General features: G+C 61.3%; 25 protein-coding genes and 1 tRNA gene. 19 read left to right on the top strand and 7 right to left on the bottom strand.

Features of this window, described 5'->3' with window-relative positions:
- Window positions 1-47 precede the first annotated feature (47 nt).
- Genes ABCW43_RS00330 through ABCW43_RS00365 form a run of 8 tightly spaced genes read left to right on the top strand, consistent with a single transcriptional unit; the run spans window position 48 to window position 3,582 of the window.
- Entirely contained in the window at window positions 48-518 is a 471-nt protein-coding gene (locus ABCW43_RS00330; protein ID WP_345921622.1) for a NinB/YbcN family protein, read from the top strand.
- Window positions 515-697, top strand: a complete 183-nt coding sequence (locus ABCW43_RS00335) for a hypothetical protein (protein WP_345921623.1) — start codon at window positions 515-517, stop codon at window positions 695-697. The genes ABCW43_RS00330 and ABCW43_RS00335 overlap by 4 nt, the downstream gene beginning before the upstream one ends.
- A complete protein-coding gene (locus ABCW43_RS00340) occupies window positions 697-1,095 on the top strand; it encodes an HNH endonuclease (RefSeq protein WP_345921624.1) in 399 nt (132 codons plus the stop codon). Before ABCW43_RS00335 ends, ABCW43_RS00340 begins: the two co-directional genes overlap by 1 nt.
- Window positions 1,092-1,514 carry a hypothetical protein gene (locus tag ABCW43_RS00345; protein ID WP_345921625.1) on the top strand — a complete coding sequence of 141 codons (423 nt, stop codon included), beginning with the start codon at window positions 1,092-1,094 and terminating at the stop codon, window positions 1,512-1,514. Before ABCW43_RS00340 ends, ABCW43_RS00345 begins: the two co-directional genes overlap by 4 nt.
- Complete coding sequence (locus ABCW43_RS00350; RefSeq protein WP_345921626.1) at window positions 1,511-2,023, top strand: hypothetical protein; 513 nt, start codon at window positions 1,511-1,513, stop codon at window positions 2,021-2,023. Before ABCW43_RS00345 ends, ABCW43_RS00350 begins: the two co-directional genes overlap by 4 nt.
- The gene (locus tag ABCW43_RS00355; RefSeq protein WP_345921627.1) at window positions 2,024-2,302 is read left to right on the top strand and encodes a hypothetical protein; all 279 of its coding nucleotides are present in this window, start codon (window positions 2,024-2,026) and stop codon (window positions 2,300-2,302) included.
- Window positions 2,303-2,506, top strand: coding sequence for a hypothetical protein (locus ABCW43_RS00360; RefSeq protein ID WP_345921628.1), 204 nt, complete (start codon window positions 2,303-2,305; stop codon window positions 2,504-2,506). It begins immediately after the preceding gene.
- Between the two features lie 8 nt (window positions 2,507-2,514).
- Window positions 2,515-3,582: a tyrosine-type recombinase/integrase gene (locus tag ABCW43_RS00365; protein WP_345921629.1), complete on the top strand. Its 1,068-nt coding sequence runs from the start codon at window positions 2,515-2,517 to the stop codon at window positions 3,580-3,582.
- 55 nt (window positions 3,583-3,637) lie between these two features.
- On the opposite strand, the gene ABCW43_RS00370 is transcribed toward ABCW43_RS00365, so the two are convergent.
- Window positions 3,638-3,722 (bottom strand) — tRNA-Leu (locus tag ABCW43_RS00370).
- Between the two features lie 176 nt (window positions 3,723-3,898).
- Between ABCW43_RS00370 and lipB the strand changes: the two genes are divergently transcribed.
- The 10 genes from lipB to fghA all read left to right on the top strand — a co-directional run bounded on the left by lipB (window position 3,899) and on the right by fghA (window position 12,084).
- Window positions 3,899-4,627: a lipoyl(octanoyl) transferase LipB gene (lipB, locus tag ABCW43_RS00375; RefSeq protein WP_345921630.1), complete on the top strand. Its 729-nt coding sequence runs from the start codon at window positions 3,899-3,901 to the stop codon at window positions 4,625-4,627.
- A 62-nt stretch (window positions 4,628-4,689) separates the two neighbouring features.
- The gene (locus tag ABCW43_RS00380) at window positions 4,690-5,610 is read left to right on the top strand and encodes a DMT family transporter (protein ID WP_345921631.1); all 921 of its coding nucleotides are present in this window, start codon (window positions 4,690-4,692) and stop codon (window positions 5,608-5,610) included.
- A 157-nt stretch (window positions 5,611-5,767) separates the two neighbouring features.
- On the top strand, window positions 5,768-6,436 hold the full coding sequence (locus ABCW43_RS00385; protein ID WP_345921632.1) for a hypothetical protein: 669 nt from the start codon (window positions 5,768-5,770) through the stop codon (window positions 6,434-6,436).
- 122 nt (window positions 6,437-6,558) lie between these two features.
- Window positions 6,559-7,827 carry a zinc metalloprotease gene (locus tag ABCW43_RS00390; protein ID WP_345921633.1) on the top strand — a complete coding sequence of 423 codons (1,269 nt, stop codon included), beginning with the start codon at window positions 6,559-6,561 and terminating at the stop codon, window positions 7,825-7,827.
- 77 nt (window positions 7,828-7,904) lie between these two features.
- Window positions 7,905-8,519, top strand: a complete 615-nt coding sequence (locus ABCW43_RS00395) for a GNAT family N-acetyltransferase (RefSeq protein ID WP_345921634.1) — start codon at window positions 7,905-7,907, stop codon at window positions 8,517-8,519.
- A gap of 105 nt (window positions 8,520-8,624) precedes the next feature.
- Window positions 8,625-9,752 (top strand): S-(hydroxymethyl)glutathione dehydrogenase/class III alcohol dehydrogenase, encoded by a 1,128-nt coding sequence (locus ABCW43_RS00400; protein ID WP_345921635.1) that lies wholly within the window; start codon window positions 8,625-8,627, stop codon window positions 9,750-9,752.
- A gap of 73 nt (window positions 9,753-9,825) precedes the next feature.
- Window positions 9,826-10,014 (top strand): YegP family protein, encoded by a 189-nt coding sequence (locus tag ABCW43_RS00405; RefSeq protein WP_210009530.1) that lies wholly within the window; start codon window positions 9,826-9,828, stop codon window positions 10,012-10,014.
- A gap of 90 nt (window positions 10,015-10,104) precedes the next feature.
- Window positions 10,105-10,551 (top strand): YaiI/YqxD family protein, encoded by a 447-nt coding sequence (locus tag ABCW43_RS00410; protein ID WP_210009532.1) that lies wholly within the window; start codon window positions 10,105-10,107, stop codon window positions 10,549-10,551.
- A 17-nt stretch (window positions 10,552-10,568) separates the two neighbouring features.
- Window positions 10,569-11,231 (top strand): DUF1345 domain-containing protein, encoded by a 663-nt coding sequence (locus ABCW43_RS00415; protein ID WP_345921636.1) that lies wholly within the window; start codon window positions 10,569-10,571, stop codon window positions 11,229-11,231.
- A gap of 19 nt (window positions 11,232-11,250) precedes the next feature.
- Window positions 11,251-12,084 (top strand): S-formylglutathione hydrolase, encoded by an 834-nt coding sequence (fghA, locus tag ABCW43_RS00420; RefSeq protein WP_345921637.1) that lies wholly within the window; start codon window positions 11,251-11,253, stop codon window positions 12,082-12,084.
- A 3-nt stretch (window positions 12,085-12,087) separates the two neighbouring features.
- Here fghA and ABCW43_RS00425 read toward each other — a convergent pair whose 3' ends face one another.
- From ABCW43_RS00425 to crcB, 5 genes are read right to left on the bottom strand one after another with little or no spacing between them, the layout of a single operon-like run.
- On the bottom strand, window positions 12,088-12,576 hold the full coding sequence (locus tag ABCW43_RS00425) for a hypothetical protein (protein ID WP_345921638.1): 489 nt from the start codon (window positions 12,574-12,576) through the stop codon (window positions 12,088-12,090).
- 57 nt (window positions 12,577-12,633) lie between these two features.
- Window positions 12,634-13,425 carry an ATP12 family chaperone protein gene (locus ABCW43_RS00430; RefSeq protein ID WP_345921639.1) on the bottom strand — a complete coding sequence of 264 codons (792 nt, stop codon included), beginning with the start codon at window positions 13,423-13,425 and terminating at the stop codon, window positions 12,634-12,636.
- A gap of 12 nt (window positions 13,426-13,437) precedes the next feature.
- Window positions 13,438-14,091, bottom strand: a complete 654-nt coding sequence (locus ABCW43_RS00435) for an HAD family hydrolase (protein ID WP_345921640.1) — start codon at window positions 14,089-14,091, stop codon at window positions 13,438-13,440.
- Window positions 14,088-15,080: an RluA family pseudouridine synthase gene (locus tag ABCW43_RS00440; RefSeq protein WP_345921641.1), complete on the bottom strand. Its 993-nt coding sequence runs from the start codon at window positions 15,078-15,080 to the stop codon at window positions 14,088-14,090. The genes ABCW43_RS00435 and ABCW43_RS00440 overlap by 4 nt, the downstream gene beginning before the upstream one ends.
- 49 nt (window positions 15,081-15,129) lie before the next feature.
- Complete coding sequence (gene crcB, locus ABCW43_RS00445) at window positions 15,130-15,507, bottom strand: fluoride efflux transporter CrcB (RefSeq protein WP_345921642.1); 378 nt, start codon at window positions 15,505-15,507, stop codon at window positions 15,130-15,132.
- A 120-nt stretch (window positions 15,508-15,627) separates the two neighbouring features.
- On the opposite strand from crcB, the gene ABCW43_RS00450 reads away from it, so the two are divergent.
- A complete protein-coding gene (locus tag ABCW43_RS00450) occupies window positions 15,628-15,906 on the top strand; it encodes a hypothetical protein (RefSeq protein ID WP_345921643.1) in 279 nt (92 codons plus the stop codon).
- 17 nt (window positions 15,907-15,923) lie between these two features.
- Here the strand turns inward: ABCW43_RS00450 and ABCW43_RS00455 are convergent, their stop codons facing one another.
- Window positions 15,924-17,519, bottom strand: a complete 1,596-nt coding sequence (locus tag ABCW43_RS00455) for an EAL domain-containing protein (RefSeq protein ID WP_345921644.1) — start codon at window positions 17,517-17,519, stop codon at window positions 15,924-15,926.
- Between the last annotated feature and the right edge of the window lie 139 nt (window positions 17,520-17,658).

The following is a 17,658-nucleotide window of genomic DNA, read 5'->3' on the forward strand; positions in this document are numbered from 1 at the left end:
CTCCGAAGCTTTTCAGTTATCGCCCGTCTCTCTCAAGGTCATGATTTATGTCTACGATCAACCGAAGCATAGAAAATGAATATGAAAAGGAACTGCTCATCAGTTTCCTGCAGGCGAAAACGCCGCCGTTCACTGTTTCGATAGCGGATGGCAAGCACCGTTCGATAAAGCAGAACAAGACGCAGCGGCTATGGATGAACGAGATCTCGTCTCAGCTCAATGACCGGACACCAGAAGAAGTACGCGGCGAGTGCAAGCTGACGCTCGGGGTCCCAATCCTGAGAAACGAGAACGAAGTGTTCCGCATCCAATACGACAGGGTGGTCCGGCCGCTATCCTATGAGCAGAAGCTGGCGATCATGATGGAGCCGCTGGATATGCCGATCACCCGGCTCATGACCACGCGCCAGCATGCCGCATACCTCGAAAGCATCATCCGCCACTATTCGGCGCAGGGCATCGTTCTGACGATCCCGCCGGATATCGGCCTCACCATCTCAGGAAAGGCTGCAGCATGAACAAGATCCGCGTAGGAGCCTATGAGCGTTCCAAGCCAGAGAGGAAGCCAGATCCGTTGGCTTCGATGATCGAGGCCCGCAAGGCCGTTCTTCTCGGCAGATACCAGCCCATCCCGAAACGGGAGCAAAGCCGTCTACGCCGCACTCTGTTCTGGCTTGGCCGGATATGGGGGAAGTGATGGCCCGTACCGAATTCACCCGCAAGACCAAGCATCAGGCTCTTGAGCGCTCCGGCTATCGCTGCGAAGCGCAGGGCACTCGCTACGGCTTCGAGGAAGGTCAGCGCTGCAACTGCTCGCTCTCTGTCGGCGTCCAGTTCGACCACAACGTTCCTGATCAGCTCGGGGGCGACAACGGCCTGGATAACTGCATGGCGATCTGTGTGCAGTGCCATAAATTTAAGACCCGGAACGATGTCCGTCAGATCCGAAAGTCCGATCGCCAGAGGGACAAGGCATCCGGGGTCCTCCGCGCCGCCGGCAAGATCAAGTCCGCTGGCTTCCCCAAACCCGCAAAGGCTGAGCGCATGAACAAGCCGTCATTGCCGCCTCGCCAGCTATATCAGGAGCAGCCATGACCGCTACACCAGACCAAGTCATAGAGCAGATCCGGGAGGCTTTGGATTACGCCTGCAACAACGAGGGCACGAGCTCGCTAATATCCGAGTTCCTCCTTGTTCGCGACCAGCAGACGTCACAAGACGAACGGGACGAAGGCGAACGGGAGACCAGCGCCTTTTATATCGCTCAGATGGTGCGCCGTGATGCAATGAAGGCGATCCGAGAAAAGGTCAGGCCGATCCTCAAGGAGGCCGAAGCCGAAAGAGATGCGCTGCTGAAGGCGCTGGAGCCTTTCAGCAAGATTGCCGGCGAGATGTTCGCCCGCAACTGGAACGCCAAAGCCATCGTCGTCGCGCTCGATACACCAGAGGATTCCCACCGCCTCCTGGCCGGCGACTTCTTCCGCGCGCGCACTCTCTCAGGAGACAAGTCATGAAGATCACGAACGAGATGATCGCTGCGGCCGAACTGAAATTGGCCAAAGTGCTTTCCATGTGGCACTATGAAATGCCTCGCGACGGGATGGAGCAAGTTCTTTCCGCCGCCCTCCAGTCTGTCGTGACGGAAGAGATGGTGGAGAATGCCTGCCGTGCGGCGTACCCCGGCTGGGACGAGATCATTAGGGAGGCGGAACGAGTATGGAAGCGAAAGCAGATGCATTCTGCCCTCGCCGCCGCCCTCCAGTCAGCGGCAGACACACCCCCATCACCCTATGCACATGCGGCATCGACACAGACCGTCAAAAGCCTCTGCGAACTGCACGATAAGCTCCTTCGCGCATTGGACGAAAAGGTCGGCTTCAAGATGTTTTGGGCGAACGAAATGTCTGACATGGCGAGCCTAATTCTTGACGCTGCAACAGAGCTTGATAAGGCTTTTCGGCAGGCCCCATCGCCGCAACCGAGGGAATCTCCCCTTCCCCCTTCCAAGGTAAGGGAGGAGTAGATGAGCGATATCGTTGACCGATTGCGCCATGCAGACATCCACTCTCAACAACGGGTGTGGGGAAGTCGCATATTCGGGGAAGCCGCCGACTGTATCGAATCCCTCCGAGCAGAGCTTGCCCAGGCGAGGAACGCTGTGCTTGAGGAAGCGGCGAAGACCGTTGAAACCATGACCTTCCCAGATGGGGGAAATCCTCTTGAGGCAGGGATCATTCTCGCGGGGAAAATCGTGTGCCGCAACGCTGCTGCCGCTATCCGCGCCCTTCGAGAGGAGGAGTAGATGACAGATCCGGCTCTCGTCACGTCTGGCCCCAAGCGCGTCCGCGCCAGTGATCGTGCTTTGCGCATTGCCCTTAAGGCCATCCAGGACGCGGGGCTGCCTGTGGATAAGGTGTGCGTATCCGGTGGACAAATCGAGATCCACTGCGGCGCTCTTGAAGAGAAGCCGACGCGCAAAAAGGATGGCGGCCTCAAGCAATGGTGAGACCGTCCATGAAAGTGAACTATGCAGGGCTGTTGAGGGAGAAGATGCCTTCCGGCCAATACCGGTATCGGGTGCGACCCGAAGGAAAGCGGAAGCAGCGAATCCGCATCTATTGCGGGCCGGGCGACGAGGATTTCCAGCGCCAATATCTGGCAGCGCGCCGAGGGGAGCAACCGGAGCCGCTGAAGAAGGCGTCCGAATATGCGAAGCCGCGCTCGATCGCATGGCTCGTGAACAGCTATTATGAGTATCTGGAGGAGCGGGTCAAGGCCGGCACGACCAGTGCTAAAACCCTCAAGAAGAAGAAAAATCTCCTGAACCGACTGACCGTCGATCCCGACATGGTGATGCTCATCCCGAGGGAAAAGCTCATCGAGAAGCAAGATGAGATGGGGGCAACGCCTGCCCAAGCGGATGCCCTGATCGAAGCCATCGGCGTAATGTACGATTGGGCAATGGAACGGAAATACATAAATGAAAACACGGCTCGCGGGATAAAGCCGATCTACCGGAAAGGTGGTGGGGCTATTCCTTGGAAGGCCGCTGACGTGAAGAAGTTCTTTGCGTGTCACCAAGTGGGGACGAAGCCCTACGCCGCCATGTCCGTGCTTCTGTGGACCGGATGCCGGATCGAAGACCTGACCATTCTGGGCCGGAAATACGAATGCGTCATCGACGGCTTCGAAGCTCTACGGTGGACCCCGCTCAAGAAAGGGTCGTCCGAAGTCTGCATCCCTCTCCTGCCACCACTCAAGACGGCAACGCGCGCCGCGACGGTACAGGGGAACACATATGTCCTGGCGAAGGGAGGCAAGCCATTGTCCAGCGGGGACAGTGCATCAGCGATGTTCAAACGCTGGTGCCAGGATGCGGGCTTGGGGCATCTTTCTGCGCACGGGGTCCGCAAGGGACTGGCAGAAGTTCTCGCAGAGCTTGGCTGCAGCCAATACGAGATCATGGCGATTCTCGGCCATTCGGAAGCGAAAACCAGCGAGGTCTACACGAAGCGGGTCGAGCGCTGGAAGCTGGCGAAAGTCGCCTTGGACAGAGTCGAGGTGTCCCGCGCATGGTCTTGACGTGGGACACAAAGGCACAAAAAAAGCCGGAAAACCGGCTCTTTTCATGTTAAAATGGTGCGGTCGAGAAGACTCGAACTTCCACGTCTTGCGACACAGCGACCTCAACGCTGCGCGTCTACCAATTCCGCCACGACCGCATCGTGGTAGAGCCGACTTGCGCCGGCGGGGCTGCATGTAGCAAAAGCATTTGGGGTGCACAAGTCCGCCGTGACAGATTTTTGAAGGATAAAAATTCTTGCCCCGAATGCCTATATAAACAGGACCGAAAACCGGCCTCTTGCCGCACCCTTTTGTTTTTGCCAGAAGATTTTCCATGCTCACACGCACCGACCTCAATCTGTCCATGCTGCCGCAAGCCGGCGCCCCGCCGGTGCGCTGGCGAATCTCCGATGGCCTGGTTCCTTACGAGGAGGCGGTGGCCGAAATGGAACGGGAGGTGGCGGCGATCGCCGATGGCCGCGCCGACGAATTGGTCTGGCTGCTCGAACACCCGCCGCTCTATACCGCCGGCACCAGCGCCGACACGGCCGACCTGATCGAGCCGGACCGGTTCCCGGTGTTTTCCACAGGCCGCGGCGGCGAATACACCTATCATGGTCCCGGCCAGCGGGTGGCCTACGTGATGCTCGACCTCAAGCGCCGGCGCCAGGACGTGCGCGCCTATGTGGCGGCGCTCGAGGAACTGGTGATCCGCACCCTCGGCATGATGAACGTGCGCGGCGAGCGGCGCGAGGACCGCGTCGGCGTCTGGGTGCGCCGGCCGGAAAAACCGCTGCTGCCGGATGGCTCGATGGCGGAGGACAAGGTGGCCGCGCTTGGCATCCGCCTGCGCCGCTGGGTCAGCTTCCACGGCCTGTCCCTCAATGTCGATCCGGACCTCTCGCATTTCACCGGCATCGTGCCCTGCGGCATCAGCGCCTATGGCGTGACGAGCCTCGTCGATCTCGGTCTTCCTGTGATGATGGCCGATGTGGACATGCGCCTGCGCGAAGCCTTCGAGGAAATTTTTGGAGCCACAGCTTCCGATAGCGCCTCCTCCTGATCGCGCCTTGAACATTGCCGAACGCTGTGGTTGAAGAACCCGGTTCCACGAAAGTGCCGGGCATGCGCTCTTCCACATCTGAAAATCCGCTGAAGGGCATGGCCATCATGGCCACCTGCATGGTCATCCTGCCGCTGATGGATGCCATCGCCAAATACATGGCGACCTTCGAGGCGATGTCGCCCGGCCAGGTGACATTCTACCGGTTCTTTTTCCAGCTCGTCTGCATCCTGCCGCTCGCCGCCTTTACCGGGGCTGCCATCTTCCGGCCGAAACGCCCCTGGATGAACCTGTTGCGCGGCGGGCTGCATGCGGCGGCCAGCCTGATGTTCTTCGCGGCGGTCAAATACATGCCGCTTGCCGATGTCTTCGCCATCTATTTCGTCGAGCCCTTCATGCTCACCATGATGTCGGCGATCTTCTTGCGGGAAAAGGTCGGCTGGCGGCGGTGGCTGGCGATCGTCGTCGGTTTCGGCGGTGCCATGATCGTCATCCAGCCGAGCTATGCGATCTTCGGCTGGATGGCGCTGCTGCCGGTCGCCTGCGCCTTCCTCTTCACGCTCTACCTCTTCCTCAACCGCGCGATCGGCGAGGCTGATTCACCGCTCGTCATGCAGACCATGGCGGGCGTCGGAGGAACGCTGTTCATGGCCGCAACACTGGTGATCGGGGATGCCGCAGGGGCTGAGGATTTTGCGCCGTCGCTGCCCGCCTCCTGGCTCGGCCTCGTCCTGCTGATGCTGCTCGGCTCGATCTCGGGCTACATGCATCTGCTCGTGGTTCGGGCCTTCCGGCTGGCGCCGCTTTCACTGCTTGCGCCCTTCCAGTATTTCGAGATCATCTCGGCGACAGTGCTCGGCTACGCCCTGTTCGGCGATTTTCCGACCGCTTCCAAATGGCTCGGCATCGCCGTCATCGTCGCCTCCGGCCTGTTCATCATCTGGCGGGAGCGTTCCAAATCGAAGCAGCTGGAGACGGTTTGACGGCCTTGTTTCCTGCCCATTAACCCCGCTTCTTTGCCGCCCCTCAACTTCTCTCATTTATCCCCCACATTCAGTTTCATGATGAAACGGAGAAATGAAGATGAGCGGATTCCGCTTTTCTTTTCCGGCATGTGTCATCGCCGGGAAGGGTCGGATTGTGGCCGACGATATTCTGATGCTGCGCAAATACGCGTTCCCGGATGGCATTTGCTCCTCCGAAGATGCGCTCGCCCTTCTTGCGCTGAATGATTCCTGTTCCGAACAAAGCCCCGAATGGTCGACCTATTTCGTCGAAAGCCTGACGGCATATCTCGTGCGTGGAACGAAGCCGCCGGGACGCATCGACGACGCCAAGGCCAGCTGGCTGATGCGCACGATCGCCGCCGACGGCGCCGTTCATTCGGCCGTCGAGCTCGAACTGCTGCTGCATGCCATGGAAGTCGCGTCCGAGGTGCCGGAAAGCCTCTCGGCCTTTGCCCTCGACCAGATTCGCCTAGCCCTCGAGCCGGGCGCGCGCGGCGCCTACCATGCCACTCGTCCGGCCTCTGCCGGCATCACCACCTTTGATCTCGCCTATGTCTGGCGGGTGTTGCGCGGCGCGATGGAGCGTGGCCGGCTGATGCTTTCACCGCTTGAAGCGCGGGGCCTGCGCGAGATCGACGAACTGGCCGATCCCGAGGCCAATCATCCCGCCTGGCGGGAGATGATCGCGGCGGTGGCGACCTATGAGAGGCCGAGGGAGGTGCTGCGCTCCGGCCCGTGGCTGGTAACCGATGCCGGGCATCGCCTGACGCAAGAGGTGGCGGCCTCACGAATCGTCAGGTAGCAACCCGCGCACGGCGGCTCGTTCGCATTTTAGCGATTGGCTAAACCCCGTGGAAAATCAATCGGCCTAATGGTGTCTGTGATGATCGGCCAAAGCCAAGCCGACAGGCTCCGGAGGTCGACATGACGCCCATTGTTTCAGCCATCTTGCTGCTGACGATCAATCTCGGCCTTCTCTGGCTGCTGATGGCCGCACCCGTCGGCCGCCGCACCATCACGCTGCACCGGACACTTGAAGTCTCCCCGGAGCGCCTTTGGGGCGCCTTTCACCCGGGCGGCGAGGAGGCGAGCTGGAACCCTTCGGTCCTCTCTTCCGGATTGGAACAGAACTGCGGCGGCATCGAGATCGCCTACAGCCATCCCGACCGCCACGGCGCGCCGATCCGGCGGGTCTTCAAGGTGGAGGAGAATGTCGATCGCTTCAGGCACAGTTACGAGAGCCGCGCACGCGTGATCGACGATACCGCGCTCGATATTTCCGTCTGGCGCAATTTCGAGGAATATCGCGCCGTGTCGGCGGCGTCGGGCGGCTCGACGCTCACCCTTGCCCAGACGGACACCTATCGCGGACTGGCAGTCTACCTGTTTCGCTATTTCATGATCCGTCGCGAGCTTTCGTCGCTGACCGCCTGGCTGAAGAGCGGCCGGCCGAAGGCGGGCGGCATGATCGAACACCCCCTCACCCAGATATGCCTGGCCGTCCTGTCCACGCTGCTGCTCTGGCCGTTTTTCGGGCTCACTCCTGCCGGCCTGACGATCTCGGTCATCCTCACCCTGGTCATCGTGCTGCACGAACTCGGACATCTGGCGGCCTATCGCGCCTTCGGGCATGAGACGGTCCGGATGATCTTCGTGCCGCTGCTCGGCGGCCTGGCGATCGGCGGCAGGCCCTATAAGAGCCGATTCGAGGTGGCGACCTGCGCGCTGATGGGCGCCGGCATGTCGGCATTCCTGGTCCCGGTCGTGGTGTCCGCTTGTGACCTCGCAAACAGCCGCATTTTTCCCGTGGCGTTGCGGGAACCGGCGCTGGTTTTCCTGCTGATCCTCGGCGCCTTCAACCTCCTCAATCTTCTGCCCATGTACCGGTTCGACGGCGGCAGGGTGCTGAGGCAGATCTTTCCGACCCGCAGCCTGCTCGTCGCCGGCAGTTTCGGTATCACGCTCTTGATGCTCTGGGTCGGTTACCGGATCGGGCTGTCGCCGACCGCCCTGATCGCGGCACTTGCCGTCTTTACGCTGATGAGCCTGATGGGCATTTCGTCGGTCAAACCGCGCGAAAGCCTCGACCCCATGCATCCCGGCGAGCGGCTGATGGCGGGACTCGGCCTCTATGCAGCCGTCGCCATCCATTCCTATGGTATCATATACGCCTGCGACCGCCTTTTCGGCTGATCACCCGCTCTCGATATCACTTGCCATCGACGTCTCCGCCCATTGACATCAACCCGCCAAGCGGCTCCAAAGGTTACATGAAAAGCGAAAACCCCACTCTACCATCCGGCTATTCCGCCGTTCCCCCAGGCAAGATTGCGACCGTCGTGACCTGCCTCGAAATGCTGGGCAGGCCGCGCAGGAAAACCGCGCCCGCGCCGGACACCCTCACCCTGGAACGCTGGCAGTCTCCCGCGCTCGATGAATACCGCGCGCTGTTTCGGGCGGTCGGCGAGAACTGGATGTGGGTCTCCCGGCTGGTCATGGGGGATGACGAACTTGCCTCGGTCCTCAATGATCCGCAGGTCGAGATTTACGTGCTTCTAGACGGCGGCCGCCGCATCGGCCTGCTGGAACTCGATTTCCGGGAAAAGGGCGAATGCGAACTCGTCTATTTCGGTCTCGTTGCCGGTGCGATCGGCAAGGGCGCCGGCCGCTTCATGATGAACTGGGCAACCGAGAGGGCCTGGGCGCATCCGATCCGCCGTTTCTGGGTGCATACCTGTCATTTCGACCACCCCGCTGCCATGCAGTTCTACCAGCGCTCCGGGTTCACGCCCTACGCGCTGATGGTCGAAGTCCTCGACGATCCACGCCTGACCGGCCTGACACCGCGTACGACCTCGCCGCAGGTGCCCCTCATCGGACCTTGATCCGCTCACTGAAATGCGACCGCCGACGGCTGGTTCCGGCTTGAGCCGGTCCCCTCGCTTGTGCCAAGGTCGCGCCGAATCTATAAAGCCTCAAGGGAGAACATCATGGATGTCCGCGCCGCCGTCGCCGTTCAGGCTGGCAAACCGCTCGAAGTCATGACCGTGCAGCTCGAAGGCCCCCGCGCCGGTGAGGTGCTGATCGAGGTGAAGGCGACCGGCATCTGCCACACCGACGATTTCACCCTGTCCGGCGCCGATCCGGAAGGCCTCTTCCCGGCAATCCTCGGCCATGAAGGCGCTGGCATCGTCGTCGACGTCGGCCCCGGCGTCACCTCGGTGAAGAAGGGCGACCACGTCATCCCGCTCTACACGCCCGAATGCCGTGAATGTTATTCCTGCCTGTCGCGCAAGACCAATCTGTGCACCGCGATCCGCTCCACCCAGGGCCAGGGCCTGATGCCGGACGGCACCTCGCGCTTTTCGATCGGCAAGGACAAGATCCACCACTATATGGGCTGCTCGACCTTCGCGAATTACACCGTGCTGCCCGAAATCGCGCTTGCCAAGGTCAATCCGGCCGCTCCCTTCGACAAGATCTGCTATATCGGCTGCGGCGTCACCACCGGCATCGGTGCGGTCATCAATACTGCCAAGGTCGAAATCGGTTCGACCGCCATCGTCTTCGGCCTCGGCGGCATCGGCCTCAACGTGCTGCAGGGCCTGCGCCTTGCCGGCGCCGATATGATCATCGGTGTCGATATCAACAATGACCGCAAGGCCTGGGGCGAACGCTTCGGCATGACCCATTTCGTCAACCCGAAGGAAATCGATGGCGACATCGTCCCCCATCTCGTCAACATGACCAAGCGCAATGGCGACATGATCGGTGGCGCCGACTACACGTTCGATTGCACCGGCAACACCAGGGTCATGCGCCAGGCGCTCGAATCCTCCCATCGCGGCTGGGGCAAGTCGGTGATCATTGGCGTTGCAGGCGCCGGTCAGGAAATCTCCACCCGCCCGTTCCAGCTCGTCACCGGCCGCACCTGGATGGGCACGGCCTTCGGCGGCGCCCGCGGCCGCACCGACGTGCCGAAGATCGTCGACTGGTATATGCAGGGCAAGATCGAGATCGATCCGATGATCACCCACACCATGCCGCTCGAAGACATCAACAGAGGTTTTGAGCTGATGCATGGCGGCGAATCGATTCGCAGCGTAGTGATTTACTGAGCGATGTTCCAACACGCTCCGATACTGCGAATGGACCTAGGATTTAACTCCGTTTAATGTGAGGGACGCAGAGATGTACAAATTCGAAATCTACAAGGACAAGGCCGGGGAATACCGTTTCCGCTTCAAGGCCGCAAACGGTCAGACCATGTTCTCGTCCGAAGGCTATTCGGCCAAGGCTTCGGCCGTTTCGGCGATCGAATCGATCCAGAAGAACGCGCCCGGCGCAGCGATCGACGACCAGACGACCGCCGTAGCCTGAGGCGGCTTCCTGCACGCAGCCCGCCCTGTCGGGCTGCGTGGCTTCCCGCCGTTTGAGGCGCCGACCGGGCCGGGGCCGGAATATCCATCCATGATCTATGTCGACGCCGATGCCTGCCCGGTCAAGCCGGAGATCCTGAAAGTGGCTGAACGCCATGGCCTGGAAGTGACCTTCGTCGCCAATTCCGGCCTTCGTCCATCCCGCGACCCGATGGTCCACAATGTCATCGTCTCGGCGGGCTTCGATGCCGCCGACAACTGGATCGCCGAACGCGCCGGACCCGCCGACATCGTCGTCACCGCCGATGTGCCGCTGGCCGTACGCTGCGTTGCCGCCGGCGCGCTGGTGACCGGCCCGACGGGCCGTGTCTTCGACGAAACCAATATCGGCATGGCGAGCGCCATGCGCGATCTTGGGGCACATTTGCGGGAAACCGGCGAGAGCAAGGGCTACAACGCTGCCTTTTCGCCGCGCGACCGGTCGAAATTCCTGGAAACGCTGGACAGGCTCTGCCGCCGCGCCAAATCAGCCACGTGAGCGATCGGAAGACCTTGATGCCGAGCCCCTGGCACAGATTGACCTATCACCGGCATGGACCGTTCTTCGCCGGCACGATCGCCTCGCTCGCCTGCCTGCCGTTCCTGATCTTCTATGTGCCGGAGCTCGCGCCGGGTATTGCTGTCATCGTTTTCTTCCTGATCTATCTTGTCATGATGGCCGTGCGCATCCCCAAACTCGATGGCGGCACGCTGCGGGGCAAGGGGCAGAACGACGACGAGCCGGCGCCGGTCATTCTCGCCGTGACGTTGCTTGCGGTCGCCGCCGCCGTCGTTTCGCTGTTCGAGGCGTTGAACCGTTCGCAACCTGCGGGTCTTGCCGCCGTCTCGCTCGCCTTCGGATCGGTCGTACTCGGCTGGCTGACCATCCACACCATGTTCGCCATGCATTATGCCCATCTTTTCTGGCGGCCTGACGAGCAGGCGCAAGAGAACGAAGGAAAGCGCGGCGGGCTCGATTTCCCCGAAACAGACGAGCCCGGGGCCTATGATTTTCTGTATTTTTCCTTCGTGATCGGCATGACCGCCCAGACCTCCGACGTCCAGATCACCACGACCGGCATGCGCCGCATCAACCTTCTGCACGCGGTCGTATCCTTCTTTTTCAACACCGTCCTTGTCGCCGCGGCCGTCAACGCCGTCGTGTCGATGGGCAACTGATATCTTTCGAGGAGCACCGATGAAGGTCCTTTCCCAGAACACCGCCTTCGGCGGCATGCAGGGCGTGTTCATGCACCCGTCCGAGGCCTGCAAATGCGAGATGACGTTTGCCGTCTTCGTGCCCCCGCAGGCGATCAAGGAGCCCTGCCCGGTTGTCTGGTATCTCTCCGGCCTCACCTGCACCCATGCCAATGTCATGGAAAAGGGCGAATACCGGCGGATGGCCGCCGAACTCGGCCTCATCGTCATCTGCCCGGACACCAGCCCGCGCGGAAACGACGTGCCTGACGAGCTCACCAATTGGCAGATGGGCAAGGGCGCCGGATTCTATCTCGACGCCACGGAGAAGCCCTGGGCCGAAAACTACCAGATGTACACTTACATCACCGAGGAACTGCCGAATTTCGCCAGCCAGCATTTTCGCATGGACATGGACCGCCAGGGCATTTTCGGCCACTCGATGGGCGGTCACGGCGCGATGACGATCGCGCTTAAAAATCCCGACCGCTTCAGGAGCTGCTCCGCCTTCGCGCCGATCGTCGAGCCTTCGACCGCCGACTGGTCGGCCCCCGCCTTCGAGAAATATCTGGGGTCGGATCGCTCGGCCTGGCGTCCATACGACGCCTGCGCGCTGGTGGAGGACGGTGCCCGTTTCCCGGAATTCCTGATCGACCAGGGCAAGGCGGACGGTTTCCTGGAAACCGGCCTGCGCCCCTGGCTGTTCGAGGAGGCGGCGAAGGGAATCGGAATCGACGTGACGTTGCGCCTGCACGAGCGCTACGACCACTCGTATTATTTCATCTCGACCTTCATGGACGATCACCTGCGCTGGCACGCGGAGCGGCTTGCCTGACCCTCACTGAAACAGCGCTGTTGCCATCGTCGGGCGCCGTGTCCCGTCGAGGCGGAATTCGCTGGAGATGCGGTCGGCGATCTTTTCGGCGAGGTCACGGTCCGCCGTATCTCCGTCCAACAGGAAGATCGACGTCTTGAACGTCCCCTTGGCGATCGGTTCGCCGCTGTTGACCGAAATCGCCTGCACCGTCACCTTCGCCCCATGCCGGCTGCCGATCAGCATCGGAACATGCGACATCTCGTCGATCCGCACCGAGATGATCGTCCTCGGAAGGGCGATCGATCTGGTAGTCGCCCGGATCGCCTCGTCGACCAGCATGTCGGTGGCGATCACCAGCCCCTTCGGCACGTCGGGCCGTGCGGTCACGAAGGCGCCGCGCACGTCATAGAGAAGTTTTTCCTGCGCCGTGTTTGCCTGTTCCAGACGGAACGACATCAGCGGCAGGGCCGTCAGCACAATGAAAGCGAAACGAAACAGGCGACGGAACATGAACGGACCCGGAAAACGGCACGTCCCGATGTTCCAACGAACAGGGTTATAGAAGCATTAAACGGCGGGCTTCAAAGCAAGAAAAGTTTCGGTTGCTGCCCGCATTTCTTCAAGCCGTTTCGCTCGACGATGTTCGGCTTCCGCGTCCGTGCCCCAGTGCTCGTTGGTCCAATCCTCGTCGAGATGCGCAAGCGCCCAGGCCTCCTCGGCAGTGAGCTGGCCTTCCGCGAAGGCAAGCGCCAGGATTGCAGAACCGGTGAGCGTCGTCACCGTATGCAGGACGGCCAGTTCGATCGGCGTGTCGTATTTCTTCAGCGTCACCGCGAAGGCAGCGGTCGCCTCCTTCGGTTGCTCCTGCGGCATCACGCCTTCGACCAGGATGAAGCGCGCGCCGCGTTCGTTCGCGATCCAATCGACGACCGGATCCCAGAGTTCGTTCTGGCGTGCGACCAGGTTTTCCGGTGCCTCGGCGCGGTAGCAGAGCAGATCGCTCGAAGAGAACCGCAGGATATCCTCGAACACAGCCTGCGGGTCGGCGGCGATGCCGTCGATCGCGGTATTGACGAGCCGGGTCACCGGCATGGTGCCCGGATCGATCACGTCCACCTGATTGGCCCATTCGTCGCGGATCAGTTCGGCAAGCCGTGCCGTCGGGGCGACGAGGCCGTTCTTTGCCGGTGTTCTGACGGGCCGGCCATCAAGGTGGATGGCATGGCCGCCCTCGCCCTGGCCAATCGATACTTCCTTGTAGAAGCGCTTCGGCAGCGGCTTGTGCATCTGGATCTGAGCCCGCCGCGTCGGGTCGGGATGGCTCAGCGCCTCGGAGGGATCGGGAAACATGTCACGCATGGAAATAAAACCTCAGCCGATATGGCTCAGCAACTCGCTCGGATGATGGATGATCGCGTCGGCGCCGGCCTTGTTCAGCTCGTCCACCGAGGCATAACCCCAGGAAACGCCGATCGCCGTGGCGCCGGCCGCCTTCGCCATCTGCATATCGTAAATCGCATCGCCGATGACAAGAGTGTCGGAAGGTTTCATGCCGGTCTCGTCGCAGCATTCGGTCACCATCGCCGGGTGGGGCTTCGACGGGCAATCGTCGGCGGTGCGCGACACGGTAAAATACTTGTCGAAACCATGCGTCTCCATCACGAGCTTCAGGCCGCGCCGTGATTTTCCGGTCACCGCGCCGATCAGCAGGCCCTCGCGCGGACCGATCGCGTCGATCAGCTCGCGAATTCCTCCGAACAACGGCTCCTTGAAGCCGAGATCCTGGCGCACGACGGCAAACAGCGTCTTGTAATAGGCCATCATCTCGACGGCTTCGTCGTCCGCATGCGGCTTGCCCTGCATGCGGGCGATCGCGATGTCGAGCGTCAGCCCGATGATCGCCTTGGTGTCTTCCACCATCGGTTCCGGCTTGCCGAAATGGGCGAAGGTACGGCGCATGGTTTCATGGATCAGGTTGGCGCTGTCGACCAGCGTGCCGTCGCAATCGAAAAGGACCAGTTTCATTCGTCTTCGTCCCTGCGGCCGTTTTCCATGTCGAACCCGAGAAGGTTCCAGCTCTGCACCATATGCGGCGGCAGCGGTGCCGTGACCTTCAGCCGCCCTCCGTTCGGGTGCGGAATGTCGATATGCCGTGCATGCAGATGCAGCTTCTTCTGGATACCGCCCGGGAAATCCCAGTTGTGATCGTCGTCGAAATATTTCGGGTCGCCGATGATCGGATGGCCGATATGCAGGGCATGGACGCGCAACTGGTGGGTGCGGCCGGTATAGGGTTCCATCTCCAGCCAGCAGAGCGTCTGTGCCGCCATTTCCAGAACGCGGTAATAGGACACCGCGTGGTCGGCACCGTCCTCGCCATGTTTGGCGATCCGCATGCGGTCGCCATCCGGCGTCTGTTCCTTCACCAGCCAGGTGGAGATCTTGTCTTCGTGTTTGCGCGGCACGCCTTTGACCAGTGCCCAATAGGTCTTCTTGGTATCGCGCTCGCGAAAGGCGGCCGTCAGCTTCTGCGCAGCACCACGGGTGCGGGCGATCACCAGCACGCCGGATGTGTCGCGGTCGAGCCGGTGCACCAGCCGTGGCTTTTCGCCCTTCGGGCTGATCCAGCTGTCGAGCATCTGGTCGATATGGCGCGAGACGCCGGATCCGCCCTGCACCGCAAGGCCGGCCGGCTTGTTGAGCACGATGACCTTCTCGTCCTCGTGCAGAACCATGCGTGACAGCAGTTCGAAATCGCTGGAATGCTTGAGATCCTTGCCGGCGATCGGCCCCGCCTTCTTCGCATCCACATCCAGAGGCGGAATGCGTACCGTCTGTCCCGGCTGCACGCGGGCGTCGGATTTCACCCGTCCGCCGTCGACGCGCACCTGTCCTGAGCGCAGCAGTTTCTGGAGTGGCCCGAAGCCGAGGCCGGGGTAATGGATCTTGAACCATCGGTCGAGCCGCATGCCCGCCTCGTCCGCTTCGACGCGGATATGCTCGATGCCTGCCATCAAAGCTCTTTCATATCTGGATGTGGGCCAACGACCCTTTGCGCGGTCTTTAGAGCATTGCCCGCCCGAGCGCCAGTCCGGCGAAGACGGCGCCGAGCGAGATCGCCACGCTCGCGACGATATAGGTGACGCCGACCATGGTCGCGCCCCGCTCCAGCAGCGACACGACATCCAGCGAAAAGGCCGAGAACGTCGTAAAGCCGCCGAGAAAGCCGGTGATGATCAGCAGCCGCATCTCGGGCGACGCATCGAACCGCCGGACGATGAGTTCGGCGAGAAAGCCGATCGCGAACGAGCCGACGATGTTGACGGCGAGCGTTCCCCAGGGAAATGCCGACCCCCAAAGGCGTAGCGTCCAAAGCCCGACAAGATAGCGGCAGACGGAGCCGATCGCTCCGCCGATGGCGACGAGAAGCATGTTGGTCATGGAACTTTCTCTAGAACAGAAACGAGAATCGTCAAATCGATAAAATGCCGACGTTTTGTTTAAAGGGGAACAAATCAGGTCGCCGTAATTATATGTTTTGGGAAAACGGTGACAGGCGACATGACACAACTGGTCAGCATATCGGCGAGCACCGCCGCACTCGCCATCGAGGCCCTGAAGCCCGGCCGGCGCATCTCGGCCAAGGACCAGGTCAAGGACATCAAGGCCGACGCGGACCGTAACCAGCGCCGCGCTGAAAACGCCGGCGATCCCGGCGATACCGAATTCATGATCCCCGCCACCACCGTTTCGCTCGACATGCTCACCGCCGACCAGAACCCGCGCCAGCAGGTCACGTTCCGCCAGGCCGAGTCGGCCTATCGCGATCTGGAAGACTGATCTCATCCGGCCGGCCCTCAGGCCGCCACGCACCGGAAATTCTCCCGCCCGCTCCCCGAGCGGGCTTTTGCATTCCGGTGATAGTCGATGAAATCTGCGGCCGGCAGCGGTTTCGAAAACAGCCAGCCCTGGCCGAAATTGACGTCGTGGGCCTTCAGATAGTCCGCCTGCTCTTCCGTCTCCACGCCTTCGGCGACGATCTGCAGGTCGAGCGTCTTCGCCATTTCGATGATGTGACCGGTGACCGAGCTGGTGGCGCTGTTGCGGCCGATCGTATCGATGAAGGACTTGTCGATCTTAAGCGCATCCATCGGCAGCCCCTGCAAGTATTGCAGGCTGGAATATCCCGTGCCGAAATCGTCGATCGCCACCGAGTGGCCTCTCTGCCGAGCCTCTGTCAATGTCGTTCGCGCAGCCTCGATGTCGATGAAGCCGCGTTCGGTCGCCTCCAGCCAGATCTGCCCCGCCGCGATCCCAGTCTTCGCAAGTTTCCTGTCGAGCACATCTAGAATGCGGCCCGAGGTGACATCAGCGGCGGAAAGGTTGACGGCGATATGCAGCGAACTTTCCGCCCTCAGCAATCCCCCGAGATCGGTAATGATCGCTTCGATGACCTGGTCGGTGATTGGCTGAATGAGCCCGCTCTCCTCCGCAAGCGGAATGAACAGGTCCGGGCGCACCAGCGAGCCATCCGGCCGCCGCCACCGCACCAGTGCCTCGGCGCCGATGCAGATGCCGGTCTTGAGCTCGATGATCGGCTGATAGTGGACGATGAATTCGCGCTTGCGCACCGCGATCGCCAGCTCACCGAGCGGCGATAGTCTTTTCTTGGACAGCCAGACTACCACGCCGACGACGAAGATGGCGACGAAGGCGCCGACCGGCAGCAGCAGGAGCTGTTCCTCCCGCAGCCTGCCGGTCAGGTTGGAGCGCGGCTCCATCGCGATCGCGATCAGCCCGTTGTCGTGCGCCGCCGCATAGAGCGCCGATGAGGTCATGCCGTTCTTCGGCTCGTCGATCAGCGCCTTGACGAGGTCCGTTTCGGGGGAATTGAGTTCGTTGAGGACCATGCCCTGCTGATTGGCGAGCGCCAGGGATATGTCGGCGTCCGCCAGGATATCGACGAAACGGGCCGGATCGACCAGCACGTTGTAGGGGCCGTAATGGAGCGCCATCATCGGATTGCCCATGCTGACTGCCGGCTGCACGCGGGTCGCCACTTCCACACCGTCTAGCGTCATGTAGTCGATCCACGGCCTGTCGACCTTGCGCTCCTCGATCCCCCAGGAGGTGCATTTCAACAGTCCGTTCTCGAAATAACCGACTTCCTTGACCGAGGGCGTATTGAAGGCGATCACCCGCATGCGGGCGATATGCTGGTCAGAACAGGGCACCAGGCGCGGATAGGCGAGCGAATCGAGCGCCGCCCGCGCATCCTCGAACGTCCTGCTCGCACGCATGATCGTCTGCTCGGCGAGCCGTTCAAGATTGTTCTGCTGTTTCTCGACCGTGATGATCCACGAAATATAGACCATCGCGACAATCGGAACGATTGCCCCGAGCAGGCCGAGAAAAACGGCCGCCGCAATCACCCGAGAACGTCGCAGTTCCATTGCCGAAACCTTTGATGAGAGGTGTTGGGCGACATTCATCGCCGACTTCTGTTAAGATTCCTTGATGCAACTCGATCAGGTTGTATCGAAGCAACTTCTAAAACCCTGCCGGTTGCGGACCGCCGACGCAAATCGGGCC

It is taken from the genome of Neorhizobium tunisiense, assembly GCF_039631515.1.
In the GTDB taxonomy this organism is placed as follows: domain Bacteria; phylum Pseudomonadota; class Alphaproteobacteria; order Rhizobiales; family Rhizobiaceae; genus Neorhizobium.

Coding starts and splice junctions, on each gene's coding strand:
- lipB (WP_345921630.1), top strand. CDS start 3,899: ATGCTCACACGCACCGACCTCAATCTGTCCATGCTGCCGCAAGCCGGC.
- ABCW43_RS00425 (WP_345921638.1), bottom strand. CDS start 12,576: ATGTTCCGTCGCCTGTTTCGTTTCGCTTTCATTGTGCTGACGGCCCTG.
- ABCW43_RS00355 (WP_345921627.1), top strand. CDS start 2,024: ATGAGCGATATCGTTGACCGATTGCGCCATGCAGACATCCACTCTCAA.
- ABCW43_RS00415 (WP_345921636.1), top strand. CDS start 10,569: ATGCCGAGCCCCTGGCACAGATTGACCTATCACCGGCATGGACCGTTC.
- ABCW43_RS00390 (WP_345921633.1), top strand. CDS start 6,559: ATGACGCCCATTGTTTCAGCCATCTTGCTGCTGACGATCAATCTCGGC.
- ABCW43_RS00440 (WP_345921641.1), bottom strand. CDS start 15,080: ATGGCAGGCATCGAGCATATCCGCGTCGAAGCGGACGAGGCGGGCATG.
- ABCW43_RS00450 (WP_345921643.1), top strand. CDS start 15,628: ATGACACAACTGGTCAGCATATCGGCGAGCACCGCCGCACTCGCCATC.
- crcB (WP_345921642.1), bottom strand. CDS start 15,507: ATGACCAACATGCTTCTCGTCGCCATCGGCGGAGCGATCGGCTCCGTC.
- ABCW43_RS00435 (WP_345921640.1), bottom strand. CDS start 14,091: ATGAAACTGGTCCTTTTCGATTGCGACGGCACGCTGGTCGACAGCGCC.
- ABCW43_RS00340 (WP_345921624.1), top strand. CDS start 697: ATGGCCCGTACCGAATTCACCCGCAAGACCAAGCATCAGGCTCTTGAG.
- ABCW43_RS00380 (WP_345921631.1), top strand. CDS start 4,690: ATGCGCTCTTCCACATCTGAAAATCCGCTGAAGGGCATGGCCATCATG.
- ABCW43_RS00405 (WP_210009530.1), top strand. CDS start 9,826: ATGTACAAATTCGAAATCTACAAGGACAAGGCCGGGGAATACCGTTTC.
- fghA (WP_345921637.1), top strand. CDS start 11,251: ATGAAGGTCCTTTCCCAGAACACCGCCTTCGGCGGCATGCAGGGCGTG.
- ABCW43_RS00400 (WP_345921635.1), top strand. CDS start 8,625: ATGGATGTCCGCGCCGCCGTCGCCGTTCAGGCTGGCAAACCGCTCGAA.
- ABCW43_RS00410 (WP_210009532.1), top strand. CDS start 10,105: ATGATCTATGTCGACGCCGATGCCTGCCCGGTCAAGCCGGAGATCCTG.
- ABCW43_RS00345 (WP_345921625.1), top strand. CDS start 1,092: ATGACCGCTACACCAGACCAAGTCATAGAGCAGATCCGGGAGGCTTTG.
- ABCW43_RS00430 (WP_345921639.1), bottom strand. CDS start 13,425: ATGCGTGACATGTTTCCCGATCCCTCCGAGGCGCTGAGCCATCCCGAC.
- ABCW43_RS00360 (WP_345921628.1), top strand. CDS start 2,303: ATGACAGATCCGGCTCTCGTCACGTCTGGCCCCAAGCGCGTCCGCGCC.
- ABCW43_RS00395 (WP_345921634.1), top strand. CDS start 7,905: ATGAAAAGCGAAAACCCCACTCTACCATCCGGCTATTCCGCCGTTCCC.
- ABCW43_RS00455 (WP_345921644.1), bottom strand. CDS start 17,519: ATGGAACTGCGACGTTCTCGGGTGATTGCGGCGGCCGTTTTTCTCGGC.
- ABCW43_RS00350 (WP_345921626.1), top strand. CDS start 1,511: ATGAAGATCACGAACGAGATGATCGCTGCGGCCGAACTGAAATTGGCC.
- ABCW43_RS00365 (WP_345921629.1), top strand. CDS start 2,515: ATGAAAGTGAACTATGCAGGGCTGTTGAGGGAGAAGATGCCTTCCGGC.
- ABCW43_RS00330 (WP_345921622.1), top strand. CDS start 48: ATGTCTACGATCAACCGAAGCATAGAAAATGAATATGAAAAGGAACTG.
- ABCW43_RS00335 (WP_345921623.1), top strand. CDS start 515: ATGAACAAGATCCGCGTAGGAGCCTATGAGCGTTCCAAGCCAGAGAGG.